The following is a 13,490-nucleotide window of genomic DNA, read 5'->3' on the forward strand; positions in this document are numbered from 1 at the left end:
GGAAGAAAAGACGCGAGTTTTACGCTTACCTTCAGCGTTTGTCGCTGTCAGGCAAAGGTGTCGACGGCGCCGTTGCCTGCTACACGCGCCTGGAGGGTGGCGGGCACAGCAATCGGCGTGATGTCATTATCACTGTCCTGGGAGAGGGAGAAGCGGCCATGTTGTCCATCGCGGCGCGCCTCCTGCTGCTGCTGGAAGCTCTGGCCTTGCGCGGAACTGTCACTGCTTACCTGACTCTCACCCAGGTTAATGCCGCTCTCTGCCAGCGCATGACGCAGCTGCGGGAGGGCAGCTTCCAGCGCCGCCCTTACGTGGCTGTGGCTGGAAACCATATTTAACTGTGCCGTGTCGTTATCCAGTTTCAGGCTGATCTGGATGGCGCCAAGGTCTTCAGGATGCAAACGCAACTCTGCGTTCTGCTGGCCGTTACGGCTGAACATCACAATTTGCTGGCTCAGCGCCTGCTGCCATTCGTTGCTGCCGAGCTGCGCATTCAGCATCGGGGTTGATGGCGTATTGGTCGTCGCTGAGGCATTCAGCGGTGCGGTCAGCGAACTGGCACTGGAGATCGGTGCGCTGGTCACCAGCAAATTATCGCTGGTGCTGTTTTTAGGCGCGGACTGATCATCCTGCTTGCTCAAGCTGCTCAACACCTGTTGAAAGCTGCTGTCGAGATTCAGCGCATTGCTGTTGTTATTACTGCTTACCGCCGCCGTGTTGCTGGCTGCCGCAGGGGTTTTACCCATCAGCGCGCTGTTGTCACTGGCTTTGCTGCTTTTACCTTCAGGCGCCTCATCTTTGCTGGTCAGCGCGCTGTTCACGGCTTGCGACAGCGATGACAGCGTATTGCGGCGCACATCGCTTTGTGTCAACTCGCTGCTGGCAACGGCGGGCGTTGCATTGTTAGCGGCTGCTGCCGGTAACATGGCAAACAGTGCCTGCACGTTTTGCATCTCACTGGCGCTTAATGTACTGGCGTCTTGCTTATCTTTATCATCGGCTGATTTCGTGGCGGCTTTAATATTTTCCGGCTTCAGCAACGCATTCACTGCATCGGGATTTTCCAGCGCTGCCAGCAGCGCATTCAGCGCGCTGGTCGGCTTGGTATCCGCTTCGCTTTCTTCAAGTTGATCAGTTAATTGCGTGACTTTCCCAGGCTGTTTGGCCAGCGTCAATAATTGATTACCCAGCGCCGTCAGGAAGTCCTGCGGCATCGCATCGGCACCCGATAAAATGTCTGTGGACATTGAAGTATCAGCATCACCGGTAGCCACGGTCTGCGTGCTAAGTGTTGGCAGCGTAATCATTCGGCTCTCCTAAAGGCGGCCCGTTGGGCAAATTCATCCATCCGTTTCTGATCGAGACGGTTTTCTTGTTGTAAGGCGGTTTCAGCCGCGCGCGTGATCAACGTTTGATAGGCGTTAAGCCGCTGTTGTTTCTCACGCCAGTTCACCAGCGCCTGCTCAAGGCGCTGATTCCAGTGCTGTAATTGGTTGCGGTGCTGCTCAATGGCTTTTTCCAGCGTTTGGATAAACTGGTGATAGTTGGTCCAGCGGTTATTGGCGATACCGGTCGACATGTTGTCGTTGAGCTTATTGCGGTATTCATCCTGATAATCGAGCAGCATGGTGAGTTGCTGATCAGCGGCTTGCTGACCACGACGCATGTCGCCTAAAAAAATCACCGCTTTTTCCAGATCCTGCTCCGCAAGATCACGCAGTGTGTCGATGGCATTTGCAGTTTTCATTGCTGTTACCTCACTGATTAACCGAACGTGTCTTAACCAAACAAAGCATGAAGATGCAGACAGGCGTCGTCGTAATCGCTGCGTTCAAAAATGCCTTGTTGCAGGAAAGCTTCCATTTGCGGATAGAGTTTGATGGCTTTATCCAGCATCGGGTCGCTACCCGCAGCATAGGCACCGACACTGACCAGATCGCGGTTGCGCTGGAAGCTGGAGAGCAACTGCTTGAACTGGCGTACCCGCGCGTAATGGTTTTCATCAATCAGCGAGGTCATGGCACGGCTGATTGAAGCTTCGATATCTATCGCGGGATAGTGACCCGCTTCCGCCAGACGGCGAGACAACACGATGTGACCATCCAGGATCGCACGTGCGGAGTCCGCGATCGGGTCTTGCTGATCGTCGCCTTCGGTCAGTACGGTATAAAACGCAGTAATTGAGCCGCCGCCATCAATGCCGTTACCGGCGCGTTCTACCAGAGCAGGGAGCTTGGCAAACACGGAAGGTGGATAGCCTTTGGTGGCGGGTGGTTCGCCGATCGCCAGCGCGATCTCACGCTGCGCCATGGCGTAGCGCGTCAGGGAATCCATGATCAACAGCACATGCTTGCCGCGATCGCGAAAATCTTCGGCGATACGCGTGGCGTAAGCGGCACCTTGCATACGTAATAAAGGAGAAACGTCGGCGGGAGCGGCAATTACCACTGAACGGGCACGACCTTCCGCACCCAGAATGTTCTCGATAAAGTCTTTTACTTCTCGTCCACGCTCACCGATCAGACCCACGACAATGACATCAGCTTCGGTGTAGCGCGCCATCATGCCGAGCAACACACTTTTACCCACGCCGGAACCGGCAAACAGCCCCATACGTTGACCGCGTCCCACTGTAAGCAGCGAGTTGATGGCGCGTACGCCGGTATCCAGCACGTCAGTGATTGGGGTACGTTGCAACGGGTTAAACGGTGGGGTGATCAGCGGTGCGCGGTAGCCGGTGTCGGGTGACGGCAAACCGTCGAGCGGACGCCCGCTGCCGTCCAGCACGCGGCCTAATAGCTGCGGGCCCAGCAGTAATTGTTTACCTGCCTGTGGGTTTTCACTGGTCTGGCGTGCATACACGCGTGCGCCGGGCAAAATGCCATCCACTTCTTCCAGCGGCATTAAAAACAGTTTCTGACCGTTAAAGCCCACCACTTCACTTTCAACTTCGGTGATCTTCTTGCCATCGTTACGTTCAATCACGCAGGTCGCACCGAGCGGCAGCTGCAAACCGGTCGCTTCCAGTACCAGACCGGTCGCGCGGGTTAAACGGCCATAGCGGCGAACCGGCTGAACTTGTGCAATGCGGCCTTCAAACGCGTCGAGCGCGCCAAGCCAGCGATTAAGACGCGTGGTCATTACAACTCTCCTGGCGCAGCAAGGCGGCACAGTTCCTGCCAGCGCGTGGCCACGCTGGCGTCGAGATCGCCATCTTCCGCGCTGAGTTTACAGCCGCCCGGATGCAGCGTGTTATCGGCCAGCAAACGCCAGCCGTGCAGATCCAGCGTTGGCCCCAGCGTCTGCTCAATACGTTGCAGATCGTCAGGATGCACCCGCAGCTGCGGTTTGCCGCTGAACATCGGTTCCTGTTGCAGCAAGCCTTGAATTTGACGCAGCAGGGCGCTGCCATCCACCGTGGTGGCCTGGCCAATCACAGAGCGCGCCGCTTCCAGCGCCAGCTGCATCAGACGCGCCGCGATGACGCTGTCCAGCGATTCAAGCGTGTTCTGGAATTCAGTCACCAACTGCTGCATACGCGCCTGAAGCGGAGCATGCTGCTGCTGGGCATCGGCTAAACCTTGGGCAAAACCGGCGTCGTAACCGGTTTTCTGACCTTCCGCAAACCCTTGCTGATGGCCTTCGTTATAACCCTGGCCTTGCGCCTCTTTGCGCATTTGCTGCTGCATGCGTTCGAGCAGTTGCTGTTGCTCGTCTACTTCATTTTCAAACGATTCGATCTCTGGCAGCGGTTCTGGCTCGGGCGCATCACTACGACCTAAATCGTTGGGCTGCCACAACTGCCACGGGCGCGCGGAAAATGCATCAGACATACGTTTCCTCGCTGCTGCCCACTACCATTTCGCCAGATTCTGCCAGGCGGCGTACCACCAACAGGATCGCTTTTTGTTCGTTCTCGACGGCAGACATACGTACCGGACCGCGGTTGGCCAGATCGTCGCGCAGGATATCGGCAGCACGTGCCGACATGTTCTTGAGGAACTTCTCGCGCAGCGGCTGCTCGGCACCTTTCAGGGCGATCAGCAACTGCTCGGATTCCACTTCCTGCAACAGGCGCTGGATGCTGCGATCGTCCACTTCGACCAGGTTTTCGAACAGGAACATCTCGTCGATGATCTTCTGGGCCAGCTCGCCATCGAAATCGCGAACCGCTTCGATAACCGCTTCTTCCTGCTGGGTTTTCATCAGGTTGATAATTTCTGCTGCGGTTCTCACGCCGCCCATCTTCGCACGCTTGAGGTTGGTGCCATCCAGCAAGCCGTTGAGCACTTCGGTCAGCTCCGCCAACGCTGCAGGTTGAACGCCGCCGAAGGTGGCGATACGCAGCATGACGTCGTGACGTAAACGCTCGTCGAACAGCGCCACAATATCTGCCGCCTGACCCCGTTTGAGGTGGACCAGAATGGTGGCGATGATTTGCGGATGCTCGTCGCGAATAAGGTCGGCGGCGGCCTGCGGTTCCATAAAGTTCAGCGTTTCCATACCGCTGGTGGTTTCGCGCGTTTCGAGAATGTCCTCCAGCAAGCTGGAAGCACGCTCTTCGCCCAGCGCTTTGACCAACACCGAACGCAAGTATTCGTTGGAGTTGAGGCTCAGCGCTGCAAACTGCTCGGCGTCGGCTTCAAACTCACGCAACACCTCGGTCAGCTGTTTGTGTGAAACCTGACGCATATTGGCCATTGCCGCGCTGAGGTGTTGGACCTCACGCTGATTCAGGTGCTTGAAAACTTCCGCAGCGCGCTCTTCGCCAATGGTCATCATCAGAATGGCGCTTTTTTCAGTACCGGTCAGACTCATAGTTCTTTACTCATCCATTCGCGAATGACCAGCGCGACGACGCGCGGATCGTTTTCAGACATGTCGCGGATACGCTGGCTCAAAACTTCAGCGCTCATGCGGTTGTTTGATTTACGTTCCTGATCCAGCTCATCTTTGCTGAGCTGAACGTTGAAGGCTTCTTCATCTTGCGGTGCAGCGGCAGCGCGTGCTGCAACAGCTTCAGCGGCAGCTTTCTCTTCTTCTTTCTTACGCACCAGATGCGGACGCACCAGTTTGCGATAAAGGATGAAGGCGACCAGCGCAATCAGCAGCCACTTACCGGCGCTCATCAGCTGATCAAAGAAGGCTTGCTGCTGCCAGAACGGCAGATCACCCACGGTTGGCTCGGTAGTATTGAACTGCGAGTTCACCACGTTGATGCTGTCGCCACGCGTTTGCGAATAACCCATCGCTTCACGGGTTAAGTCTTCAATCTGCTTCAGCTGCTGCTCGTTCAGCGCAACCGATTTGCCTTTGTCATCTTCGCGGTAATTCACTACCACAGCGACAGAAAGGCGCTGCACGTCGCCAACGTTCATTTTGGTATGGCGGATGGTGCGATCTAACTCGTAGTTAACGGTATCGTCACGACGCGAATTGGTTGGACCGGCGCTGGCAGCGGTGCTGGTGGTGCTGCCGTTGTTTTGCGCGTTCGCATTTTGCCCGTTAGCGTTCTGACCATTGGCTGCGTTTGCATTAGTGTTCGGCGCATTGACCGGCGCAGTATTGGCTGGCGCAGGTTGGTTCGATAACGCACCCGGCACGCCGCCTGGATAAGGACTGCCCGATTGATCGCTGGTGCTGGTTTGGCGTGAGCGAATCGCTGTGCTGTCGGGTTGGGCGTTTGGCTGATACTTCTCGTCCGTCTGCTCGCTGGTATTAAAGTTGATTTGCGCCGTAACCTGAGCATGCACATTTCCCTGACCTAAAATAGGATTCAGGATCGCTTCAATACGCTGCTGGAAACGGGCTTCGACTTCAGCGGCATATTTCAGCTGCGCGTCATTCAGGTCACGTCCGGCGGCATCAGAGCGGGTCAGCAGACGTCCAGCCTGATCGACAACTGTCACGTTGCCCGGCGGTAAACCCGCTACGCTGCTCGATACCATATGCACGATGGCCTGAATCTGACCTTCATCCAGCGCACGGCCAGGTTGCAACGTTAAGGTGACGGACGCGGAAGGGGCTTTCTGCTCACGGACGAACAAGGTTGGTTTTGGCATCGCCAAATGCACCCGGACGGCTTTAACGGGACCGAGCGTTTCGATAGTGCGGGCCAGTTCACCTTCCAGCGCACGTTGATAGTTCACCTGTTCACTGAACTGGCTGATACCAAACTTTTCTTTATCTAACAGTTCAAAGCCAACGGATCCGCCTTTCGGCAAGCCTTGCTGAGCCAGACGCAGACGCAGTTCATGCACCTTCTCGTCCGGTACCATTAATGCGCCACCGCTTTCGGCGAAGCGATAAGGAATGTTCATCTGGGTAAGCTGAGTAACAATCGCGCCGCCGTCTTCATCGGACAGGTTGTTGTACAGCACGCTGTAGCTCGGCGCTTTCGCCCATAACACCAATGCAAAAACCACCGCGATGGTAGCTGCGGCGGCGATAATTAACGGAATACGCGGGTTAGCGCGCAGGCGGGCAAAAAGGTCACTTAAGCCTTTCTTTTCTTGATCCTGTGTGGCGGCTGCACTCGCATTCATGACCGATTCCTGCCTGACGTAATTGACCGGGTTAGTTGTGATGGCAAAACAGACTCCCTGACCTGCGTAAATAAAATTTCCACTTCAATGCCGGGCATTATTTGATGAATCGCAAAATTTGATGGCTGGATAAGCTGGGTTTTTTGCAGTCATTTAGAGGGTTTGTCTCATTGACAATGTGATAACTTTTCCAGCGTAGAAAAAATCCCACTGTCTTCAATAAGGTATCGGCAATGACCATTCAGGCAATCGACGGCGTTCTGCAGCAGCTGCAAATGACTTCGCTGCAGGCGAGCAATAAAAGCAGCGAAGCCACTCATCAGATTGATTTCGGCGCAACGATGAAAGCAGCGCTGGATAAGATCAGCGAAACCCAAACCACCGCCCGCTCGCAGGCGCAAGATTTTGAGATGGGTAAACCGGGTATTGCGCTGAATGATGTGATGGTCGATCTGCAGAAATCGTCGATTTCAATGCAGATGGGAATTCAGGTCAGGAACAAACTGGTGTCAGCTTATTCCGACATCATGAATATGCAGGTGTAGCGGATTAACTGGATGATATAAAAGCGAAATTCGCTTAGATCGCTGCTGTATGGAACACTGATAGGACTCATTCATTCAGTTTTTCATTCATCATGCATCTTGAGACTGGCAAATTTTGCGGGTACTTGAGAGCCTTATCTGTGGTCACGTAAGTTGAATCTGAACCTCTTGAGCTTGCTGAAAGGCGTCTCATTGGGCTAGAAGTAAAGCAGCGTAATCAATTGAATTTATTATCTAACCGCCTACGGGCGGTTTTTTTATTGTCAGCACGATTCATTTTAGCGAAGGTATCAAATCGAAAGTAAAGGCGTAGGCGATGGGGCTCATCCGTGAGCGTTTCCCTGGCAGGAATCCATTTGTTGACGAAGTGATAGTCAAGGATTACTAACTTATCACACTCAAGGCAATAAGTAGTAAAACAAATACATCTTTTGGGGTTTTGAAGATATTATAGTTTTGCAAAATAAGCAGAGATTATGATCTAACGTAAGATTAATCATCATGAGTTGATTAAAAAACAATCATCGGTGTTACGATTAGTCTCATTCATAAAAAAGGCGGAATACCATGTCCTACTTCACTCAGGTAATGGACCGTATCGCCAGAATCAATACTGACGCCAAGTGCCCAACATGCGGGAAAACGTCTAAGCAGTCCGTTACAAAAGTTTCGAAAGAGCAGGCTTTACTCTGTCCGCACTGTAAATCTCTCTTCGTTATCCATGGATAAAAAATCCAAAACACTAAGCCGCCTGAGGGCGGTTTTTTATTGCATTCTCCGATAAGGGATGCGGTTAGCCTTGCTGTGAAGCGTTGCGAATGACAGACAGTAAGCCCTGAGCAAGTATCGAATGCCTGCTAATCAGGCAGCGTGGCCCTTAGTTTTTGACGTCGTGAAGACAGTGATAAACCCAGACTTACTTTAGGACCATCAAACGTCACTGTCTCGTCCAATGCACACGTAATAGGGTAAAAAAAGCCCACATTTGAGCAGGCACTTTTACGAAAAATTAACGCGGTCTATTAACTTCTCAGGTATCGACCGCCAGAAGAGGATCCTTATTTTATATTTCTGACGTAATGACAAATATGAGCCTGGCTTATAGCGTGCTTGCATTGCAAAGCTGAAAAAACCCGCGTAGGGCGGGTGTGAAAGCTACTCACTAAGTCATCGCGTGTTGGGCGCGCATTCAATTAAAACACGAATAGATATATTAGTCGCGAAAGGACGATAGATTAGGAATTATCAAGAATATATGCGCCGATAATAATTTGTTAGAAGATTAATTACTGATTTTTATCTTTAGTTTAATAGACAGTTGTTTTTTAGTGGGAACGGTAAGGATAAGTGGGGAATAACGCTTCTTTATGGGGTATTATTGTGATTTATTTATTCATTATCAATGGCTTAAAATAAGAATGGTGTGGGATGAGCCTATTGGTTTAAGAAGATTTTCTTGGGTTGTCGTGATAAAAAAACCCGCAAGAAGCGGGCGTAAAAAATTTCAAACTATTCTCTCTACTGCAACACCTTATTGTTTTCATCTGTAGGCTAGAGTAATGCTATAAATATTGATACCAAAGATATTGGAGTTAATCTTTTCGACAGGAACGAATATTGTGATGGTAGTAAAAGATTAGCCGAGAGAAATAAGAAGATTATTTTTATCATTGTTGTACTTTACAGGGTGTTACGGATTCATAACTTACCGCTGGCAGTGTAAATTTAATGATTTTTAACAGGCATGTGATGGAACTCAACCCACAATGTTTCCTGTACTCGGTGGTTTTATGAATATGCAGAGTAGCTATTTAATCCTTTAAAAGTACGAATTAAATTTCCTGACCGGTTTTGTATCACTTAAAAGGGCATTCATGATGAATGCACCGGATTTGCCGGCTGTTGATCGGCTAAACAGTCATGACAAAGGGATAGCTTGCCATCCGTTTTTGCTTACTTAATCACTTTGCTCAATCATGACCAGACACATCCCCGTGACATCGGGTGAATGGGGTGAACTATACTTTTCTCGAGACAGGTTAACTATTTACCCCTGAACGGAGAAAGAGATGATTGATCTGAGAGAGATGAACGAAAAAATTCACCAGACGCTGAAAGGTAACGAACCGGAAAATTACGATGCCGATACAGCGCAGCGGGTTTTAGACGTAGTAAGACCTTACTGGCAAGAAGGCGATGAAACGGTACACAACGATATTCTGCAAAAACTGTCACGATTAGAAGAGTCCGGCGTTCCCTTTCCTGAAAACTATCAGCAGTCGCTGTAAACAAATACGCCCCTCAACAGGGGCGTATTTGATTAAGTAGCGGTGTAAGGATCCTTTTTATCATCCTCGCTGTCATCATTTTTACGCGGCACTTCGCCGTGATCTTTCGGCGCATCTGTTGCCGGATGATCGTCCTCTTCATAGGCATTACCTGCGTTTGGTGCGGCCTCCGGTAAACTTTTGCTGACATCACCTTCGCGTTTACGCTCTTCATTTGTCTGATGTTTATGCATTGCTCGCTCCTTTTGTCCAGTGCATAAAGTCTAGACGAGGCTGCCTGATCCGGCGTAACGAAGTTGTCATGTAGCTGCAAAAATGCATAAAAAAGCCCGCACCGGGCGGGCTAAAGTAATTTTTATCTCTCGATCGTTTTACTAAGCGCATTCGCTGTGCGCGTATAGCCGGCCCATGCTATACCCGAGATGTTAAGCGGGGAATGGACAAATCAGCCATAAATTGCCTCTATGCGACATCTTGAATATCGATTAATAAATTCGATTGAAAGGATTGATAAAAAGCATATAGTAACCTGCGTTACTGGGAGGTCGACAATATGTTACGTGATTATTTAAAGATTGATGCTGAAGACAAATTAGTTGAGAAGGGCACTTTGCGGACCAACAATCGTGGGCAGGAAGATGTCACCGAATGGACCATTATAAACCACAGCGGTGAAGAAAAAGGTGTGGTGGCGTTGTTTGATAAACTCAGCAATCGCCGCTCGTATCGGGTCAGCTATCGTATTATGCAGACCGATCTGCAGGGCAAAGTGGTGGTCGATCACTTGACCGACGTACTGTAAGTTTACCCTGAACGTTAATGACCCAATCCTTAAGCAAAAAACCGCGCTATGGCGGTTTTTTTGTTTAACGCTGTCGATAGCGCCGCAACTCAATAATTGTTCCCGCCAGTTGTAACTTTTCCTGATGTGAATGCAATACCGGGTAATCGATGTTTGCCGGTGCCAATTCGAATTGCGGTACACCATCAATTTTCCCACGCGGGCGATAGGTGCGTAGCAGGGCGTTATCAGACTGAAAGACCAGAACCGTATCACCGGGCAGCGGCACCAGCTGCGGATCAATAATTACTACATCTCCCGGCAGATAAGCCGGCGCCATAGCATGGTCTTCAATACGCACGGCAAACGTGCCCTTCGATAATCCCCTTTCGCTGGATAAAACAGGTTCAAGGTGAGCATATTTTCCCTCTGCCCATTGCTGGATATCCGCTAGCGCGATCAGCGGAATGGCGCTGAAGCCTGTCTCAGTTGGCGAGCGATCAAAGATCGGGCCTTCGCCATCAATCAAATAAGCGGGTGCGCATTCCAGCGCTTCTGCCAGCCGAAGTAAGTTTTCACCCCTTGGCAATGTCTCATCTTTTTCCCACTGCGATATCGCAACGTGGGAAACCTTAACCTGAACAGCGAGCTGTTTCTGAGTCAGCTCCTGTGTTTTGCGACGCAATAAGATGCGGTTACCTGTCGTTTCGTTTTTCATTAGCTTGACTTTTTGCATAAGAGAGGCTTAAGTTTACTTAACCATGGTACTTAAGTAAACTTAAATCCATGGCGCAGTGTGTCTGTGCGACCCGGTTGTTTTGCTCCAGACACCTTACCAGCAAGAGAGGTGGAGCATGGAAAGTAGTTTAATTACCAGTGTAGGAGCCTTAGTTCTCGGTGGGGGCGCAGCGGCACTATTTTGGAAGCCGCTGCTGGCAGGGATCGCCTCAATTGTGACCAGCAATCGCGCAGGTGGCGAAATCATTACCAGTTACAAAGAGCAGGTGATGTTGTTAAAGGAAGGTAATTTGTTGCTGCGCGAGGAGAACGATGAATTGCGTGAGCGGCACGATAAAAATCTTCGTCGAATTTCCTTGCTTGAATCAGATCTACGCATCATCAAAAACGCGCTTGGCATTTTGCTGGCGATGACGGAAGCCGACCATAACGATAAGTTTCGTAATGAAGTCGATCGGCTTATTACGACTCTGGAGGATCGCAATGATGGTTCAAATAGATAACAATTTTGGCCCTACTAATAACAAGCGCAAAGTTATTCTCGGCGGGCTGTTTCTGGGGTTATCGATGATCTGTATCATCATGACCATTATGTTTTTGTATGTAAGTCATGCGGCTAATCAGCGGGTTAATCAGATTCGGGCGGATTATCGCGAAGTGGCTGATCGACGAGATGCGCAGGTTGAACAGTTAAGTACGCAGGTTAACAACTTGCAGCGCAAACTCGATTTATTGCCCGATCGTACGGCCAGCAAGACAGCAGATAAAGTGAAGGAAGTGGTGAAGTCCGATGAGGCGAATATGATCTCATCGGAGAGGAAATAGCAGCTTCCGATTATTCCTAATGCGGCTTCGCTATTTTCGACTATCTTTAAATCTCCAGGCAACATTTTATTGGGTAAAAAGCCATTGAATAACTAACCAAAAGGAAACATAGCATGAGTGATTCAGTTGAAACTAAAAGCAAGACAGATTATCTGCGCGATGTGACTTCTCAGTTAAAAGAGATGCGTCACTATGCGCAAACCAACACCGAAACACTCTCCAGCCATTGGTTAGCATTTGACGCCGGTGAATACAAAGATAAGGTTAATGCGGACCGCGTTGACGCGCTGCTGAACAAACAGGGAAAGCTGTTGGAAGATTTGGATGCGGCGATCCAGGATATTGAAATTGAGATCAATCACAGCGAGCAGGAGAGTTAATATCTCCCGCTGACTGTCGCGGTGGCTGAGAAGGAATTACTCGGCCACCAGCCACATTTCCGCTTCGTCAAACATCTCTTCGACGATGCGGGCAATGGTAGCTTTATCATTCTTACTTAAATCGGTATCTATAGCGTTACGTTCCATCGGCTTGACCTTAACTTCAAGATCAGGAAACACTCGATGCACGCGCTTTTCCAGCTCTTGCAAAATCATTTCGCGAGCGCCAGGTAAACCCGCAACGTTACGCTTATCGTAAATCAATTCCACAAACATAATGGCAATCCGTAGAGGGCAAAATGGCCCGCACATAATACTGTAAATAAAAACAGTAGCAAGATGTCGCGAGCGACAGAGACAAAATATTTTATGTCGTTTAGTAATTTGTGCTGGTCTGGAGTAATGTGGACGGGTCAAAACGACATATTGGAATTACTGACTTCAGGAGAAGTGCAATGCGACAGCTGGTTATAGATATTCTGCTTAAAATGGCAAAGATGGATGTCGACGCCAAAGAATTGACAGCGCAGACCGAAGCGCAAACTTTGTTAATCGCCGCATTGCTGATTCAGGCAAAACAAGACAATTCGCTCACCATCACCGAAACGGTGCAAGATGCGATCGTCACGGCTTCACGCTCTTCAACTGAGTTTTTGCAATCTGATGTAGATTTGCTGTTGACGCACATTAATCGTTTGCTGGCAGTGGCGAAATACGTCGAAGTGAATGGCAAGGCAGAAACAGAAGGGGAGTAAAAAATTAGCCTCTGGAGGTGGAAATCCAGCAACACCTCCAGAGGCAGTGCAAAAGCACTATTCGTTCAAGGACAATCGCGACCGAAGTCGTGGGATAAACTTATACAAGATTTGTCTTGTTGTACAATTTATTTATGCCGATTTCGACTGGTTGGAGGTGTTTTTAAAGTGCACCTTTAACCCGATCGCCTTATAGCTCATTCTTGATGCAAAACTCTTCCCACGTCATACCCAACGATTCGGCATGTGATTTGAGATAAGTCTCGATCGCGTCCGCCGCTACCGCTTTATCTGGTTCAGCCAGCTGAATAGAAAAGATCATCCCATCGAGATTTTTTTGACGTAAAAACGCAGCGTAGATGCGTTCGGCATGCCATTCGCGCAACTGTCGCAGTGATAAGTTTGCGGTGCGCGCATCGCTTTCGGTAAGTTCATCAAGGGCTTGCTGGAAATCGGCGTGGGCGGCGAAAAACATGTCGCGCGCCTGGGCATAATAGGCTTCTGGCGTTTTCATCATTACGTTCCTGAAAGTCTGTTGCAGCGCACCAGTGTAGCCTGTTGCAATCGTATTGTCAGGAATCCGATACGCCGCTAAGTAGATGAAGGGGCATTCTGTTGAAACTTCTATACTCG

18 protein-coding genes are annotated in these 13,490 nt (G+C 50.2%); 8 read left to right on the plus strand and 10 right to left on the minus strand.

What is annotated here, in order from left to right:
• Nucleotides 1-47: 47 nt before the first annotated feature.
• Genes MUG06_RS03010 through fliF form a run of 6 tightly spaced genes read right to left on the minus strand, consistent with a single transcriptional unit; the run spans nt 48 to nt 6,545 of the window.
• Nucleotides 48-1,307: a flagellar hook-length control protein FliK gene (locus MUG06_RS03010; RefSeq protein WP_243077680.1), complete on the minus strand. Its 1,260-nt coding sequence runs from the start codon at nt 1,305-1,307 to the stop codon at nt 48-50.
• The gene (gene fliJ / locus MUG06_RS03015) at nt 1,304-1,747 is read right to left on the minus strand and encodes a flagellar export protein FliJ (protein ID WP_215846539.1); all 444 of its coding nucleotides are present in this window, start codon (nt 1,745-1,747) and stop codon (nt 1,304-1,306) included. The genes MUG06_RS03010 and fliJ overlap by 4 nt, the downstream gene beginning before the upstream one ends.
• 32 nt (nt 1,748-1,779) lie before the next feature.
• On the minus strand, nt 1,780-3,141 hold the full coding sequence (gene fliI, locus MUG06_RS03020) for a flagellar protein export ATPase FliI (RefSeq protein WP_215846540.1): 1,362 nt from the start codon (nt 3,139-3,141) through the stop codon (nt 1,780-1,782).
• Nucleotides 3,141-3,833, minus strand: a complete 693-nt coding sequence (gene fliH / locus MUG06_RS03025; protein WP_215846541.1) for a flagellar assembly protein FliH — start codon at nt 3,831-3,833, stop codon at nt 3,141-3,143. The genes fliI and fliH overlap by 1 nt, the downstream gene beginning before the upstream one ends.
• Entirely contained in the window at nt 3,826-4,818 is a 993-nt protein-coding gene (fliG, locus tag MUG06_RS03030; protein ID WP_215846542.1) for a flagellar motor switch protein FliG, read from the minus strand. Before fliG ends, fliH begins: the two co-directional genes overlap by 8 nt.
• Nucleotides 4,815-6,545: a flagellar basal-body MS-ring/collar protein FliF gene (gene fliF / locus MUG06_RS03035; RefSeq protein ID WP_243077681.1), complete on the minus strand. Its 1,731-nt coding sequence runs from the start codon at nt 6,543-6,545 to the stop codon at nt 4,815-4,817. The genes fliG and fliF overlap by 4 nt, the downstream gene beginning before the upstream one ends.
• Before the next feature lie 233 nt (nt 6,546-6,778).
• On the opposite strand from fliF, the gene fliE reads away from it, so the two are divergent.
• The 3 genes from fliE (at nt 6,779) to MUG06_RS03050 (ending at nt 9,378) form a co-directional block, all read left to right on the plus strand.
• Complete coding sequence (gene fliE, locus MUG06_RS03040) at nt 6,779-7,090, plus strand: flagellar hook-basal body complex protein FliE (RefSeq protein ID WP_215846543.1); 312 nt, start codon at nt 6,779-6,781, stop codon at nt 7,088-7,090.
• Nucleotides 7,091-7,657: 567 nt separating this feature from the next.
• Entirely contained in the window at nt 7,658-7,819 is a 162-nt protein-coding gene (locus MUG06_RS03045) for a YnfU family zinc-binding protein (RefSeq protein WP_215846544.1), read from the plus strand.
• A gap of 1,340 nt (nt 7,820-9,159) precedes the next feature.
• Nucleotides 9,160-9,378, plus strand: a complete 219-nt coding sequence (locus MUG06_RS03050) for a hypothetical protein (protein WP_243077682.1) — start codon at nt 9,160-9,162, stop codon at nt 9,376-9,378.
• A gap of 32 nt (nt 9,379-9,410) precedes the next feature.
• Here the strand turns inward: MUG06_RS03050 and MUG06_RS03055 are convergent, their stop codons facing one another.
• Nucleotides 9,411-9,611 carry a hypothetical protein gene (locus MUG06_RS03055; RefSeq protein WP_243077683.1) on the minus strand — a complete coding sequence of 67 codons (201 nt, stop codon included), beginning with the start codon at nt 9,609-9,611 and terminating at the stop codon, nt 9,411-9,413.
• Between the two features lie 320 nt (nt 9,612-9,931).
• Here MUG06_RS03055 and MUG06_RS03060 point away from each other — a divergent pair, with 320 nt between their 5' ends.
• A complete protein-coding gene (locus MUG06_RS03060; protein WP_243077684.1) occupies nt 9,932-10,180 on the plus strand; it encodes a hypothetical protein in 249 nt (82 codons plus the stop codon).
• A 64-nt stretch (nt 10,181-10,244) separates the two neighbouring features.
• Here the strand turns inward: MUG06_RS03060 and MUG06_RS03065 are convergent, their stop codons facing one another.
• On the minus strand, nt 10,245-10,877 hold the full coding sequence (locus MUG06_RS03065; protein ID WP_243077685.1) for a helix-turn-helix domain-containing protein: 633 nt from the start codon (nt 10,875-10,877) through the stop codon (nt 10,245-10,247).
• A 136-nt stretch (nt 10,878-11,013) separates the two neighbouring features.
• Between MUG06_RS03065 and MUG06_RS03070 the strand changes: the two genes are divergently transcribed.
• From MUG06_RS03070 to MUG06_RS03080, 3 genes are all read left to right on the plus strand, one after another.
• Nucleotides 11,014-11,400, plus strand: a complete 387-nt coding sequence (locus tag MUG06_RS03070; protein WP_215846549.1) for a hypothetical protein — start codon at nt 11,014-11,016, stop codon at nt 11,398-11,400.
• The gene (locus MUG06_RS03075; protein WP_347568896.1) at nt 11,381-11,722 is read left to right on the plus strand and encodes a hypothetical protein; all 342 of its coding nucleotides are present in this window, start codon (nt 11,381-11,383) and stop codon (nt 11,720-11,722) included. Before MUG06_RS03070 ends, MUG06_RS03075 begins: the two co-directional genes overlap by 20 nt.
• 113 nt (nt 11,723-11,835) lie before the next feature.
• On the plus strand, nt 11,836-12,102 hold the full coding sequence (locus tag MUG06_RS03080; RefSeq protein WP_215846550.1) for a hypothetical protein: 267 nt from the start codon (nt 11,836-11,838) through the stop codon (nt 12,100-12,102).
• Nucleotides 12,103-12,138: 36 nt separating this feature from the next.
• Here the strand turns inward: MUG06_RS03080 and MUG06_RS03085 are convergent, their stop codons facing one another.
• Nucleotides 12,139-12,378, minus strand: coding sequence for a DinI-like family protein (locus MUG06_RS03085; protein WP_215846551.1), 240 nt, complete (start codon nt 12,376-12,378; stop codon nt 12,139-12,141).
• Between the two features lie 179 nt (nt 12,379-12,557).
• On the opposite strand from MUG06_RS03085, the gene iraP reads away from it, so the two are divergent.
• The gene (gene iraP / locus MUG06_RS03090) at nt 12,558-12,857 is read left to right on the plus strand and encodes an anti-adapter protein IraP (RefSeq protein ID WP_215846552.1); all 300 of its coding nucleotides are present in this window, start codon (nt 12,558-12,560) and stop codon (nt 12,855-12,857) included.
• Between the two features lie 190 nt (nt 12,858-13,047).
• Here the strand turns inward: iraP and MUG06_RS03095 are convergent, their stop codons facing one another.
• On the minus strand, nt 13,048-13,371 hold the full coding sequence (locus tag MUG06_RS03095; RefSeq protein WP_243078489.1) for a DUF6388 family protein: 324 nt from the start codon (nt 13,369-13,371) through the stop codon (nt 13,048-13,050).
• Nucleotides 13,372-13,490 lie beyond the last annotated feature (119 nt).

This window comes from Pantoea sp. MQR6 (assembly GCF_022761075.1).
Classification (GTDB): domain Bacteria; phylum Pseudomonadota; class Gammaproteobacteria; order Enterobacterales; family Enterobacteriaceae; genus Pantoea; species Pantoea phytostimulans.

What these genes read in the sequence shown, in the direction of transcription:
- MUG06_RS03070 (WP_215846549.1), top strand. Translation starts at nt 11,014, where the DNA reads ATGGAAAGTAGTTTAATTACCAGTGTAGGAGCCTTAGTTCTCGGTGGG.
- MUG06_RS03085 (WP_215846551.1), bottom strand. Translation starts at nt 12,378, where the DNA reads ATGTTTGTGGAATTGATTTACGATAAGCGTAACGTTGCGGGTTTACCT.
- MUG06_RS03045 (WP_215846544.1), top strand. Translation starts at nt 7,658, where the DNA reads ATGTCCTACTTCACTCAGGTAATGGACCGTATCGCCAGAATCAATACT.
- MUG06_RS03080 (WP_215846550.1), top strand. Translation starts at nt 11,836, where the DNA reads ATGAGTGATTCAGTTGAAACTAAAAGCAAGACAGATTATCTGCGCGAT.
- fliI (WP_215846540.1), bottom strand. Translation starts at nt 3,141, where the DNA reads ATGACCACGCGTCTTAATCGCTGGCTTGGCGCGCTCGACGCGTTTGAA.
- MUG06_RS03010 (WP_243077680.1), bottom strand. Translation starts at nt 1,307, where the DNA reads ATGATTACGCTGCCAACACTTAGCACGCAGACCGTGGCTACCGGTGAT.
- MUG06_RS03060 (WP_243077684.1), top strand. Translation starts at nt 9,932, where the DNA reads ATGTTACGTGATTATTTAAAGATTGATGCTGAAGACAAATTAGTTGAG.
- fliE (WP_215846543.1), top strand. Translation starts at nt 6,779, where the DNA reads ATGACCATTCAGGCAATCGACGGCGTTCTGCAGCAGCTGCAAATGACT.
- fliJ (WP_215846539.1), bottom strand. Translation starts at nt 1,747, where the DNA reads ATGAAAACTGCAAATGCCATCGACACACTGCGTGATCTTGCGGAGCAG.
- fliG (WP_215846542.1), bottom strand. Translation starts at nt 4,818, where the DNA reads ATGAGTCTGACCGGTACTGAAAAAAGCGCCATTCTGATGATGACCATT.
- MUG06_RS03050 (WP_243077682.1), top strand. Translation starts at nt 9,160, where the DNA reads ATGATTGATCTGAGAGAGATGAACGAAAAAATTCACCAGACGCTGAAA.
- iraP (WP_215846552.1), top strand. Translation starts at nt 12,558, where the DNA reads ATGCGACAGCTGGTTATAGATATTCTGCTTAAAATGGCAAAGATGGAT.
- MUG06_RS03075 (WP_347568896.1), top strand. Translation starts at nt 11,381, where the DNA reads ATGATGGTTCAAATAGATAACAATTTTGGCCCTACTAATAACAAGCGC.
- MUG06_RS03095 (WP_243078489.1), bottom strand. Translation starts at nt 13,371, where the DNA reads ATGAAAACGCCAGAAGCCTATTATGCCCAGGCGCGCGACATGTTTTTC.
- MUG06_RS03065 (WP_243077685.1), bottom strand. Translation starts at nt 10,877, where the DNA reads ATGAAAAACGAAACGACAGGTAACCGCATCTTATTGCGTCGCAAAACA.
- fliH (WP_215846541.1), bottom strand. Translation starts at nt 3,833, where the DNA reads ATGTCTGATGCATTTTCCGCGCGCCCGTGGCAGTTGTGGCAGCCCAAC.
- MUG06_RS03055 (WP_243077683.1), bottom strand. Translation starts at nt 9,611, where the DNA reads ATGCATAAACATCAGACAAATGAAGAGCGTAAACGCGAAGGTGATGTC.
- fliF (WP_243077681.1), bottom strand. Translation starts at nt 6,545, where the DNA reads ATGAATGCGAGTGCAGCCGCCACACAGGATCAAGAAAAGAAAGGCTTA.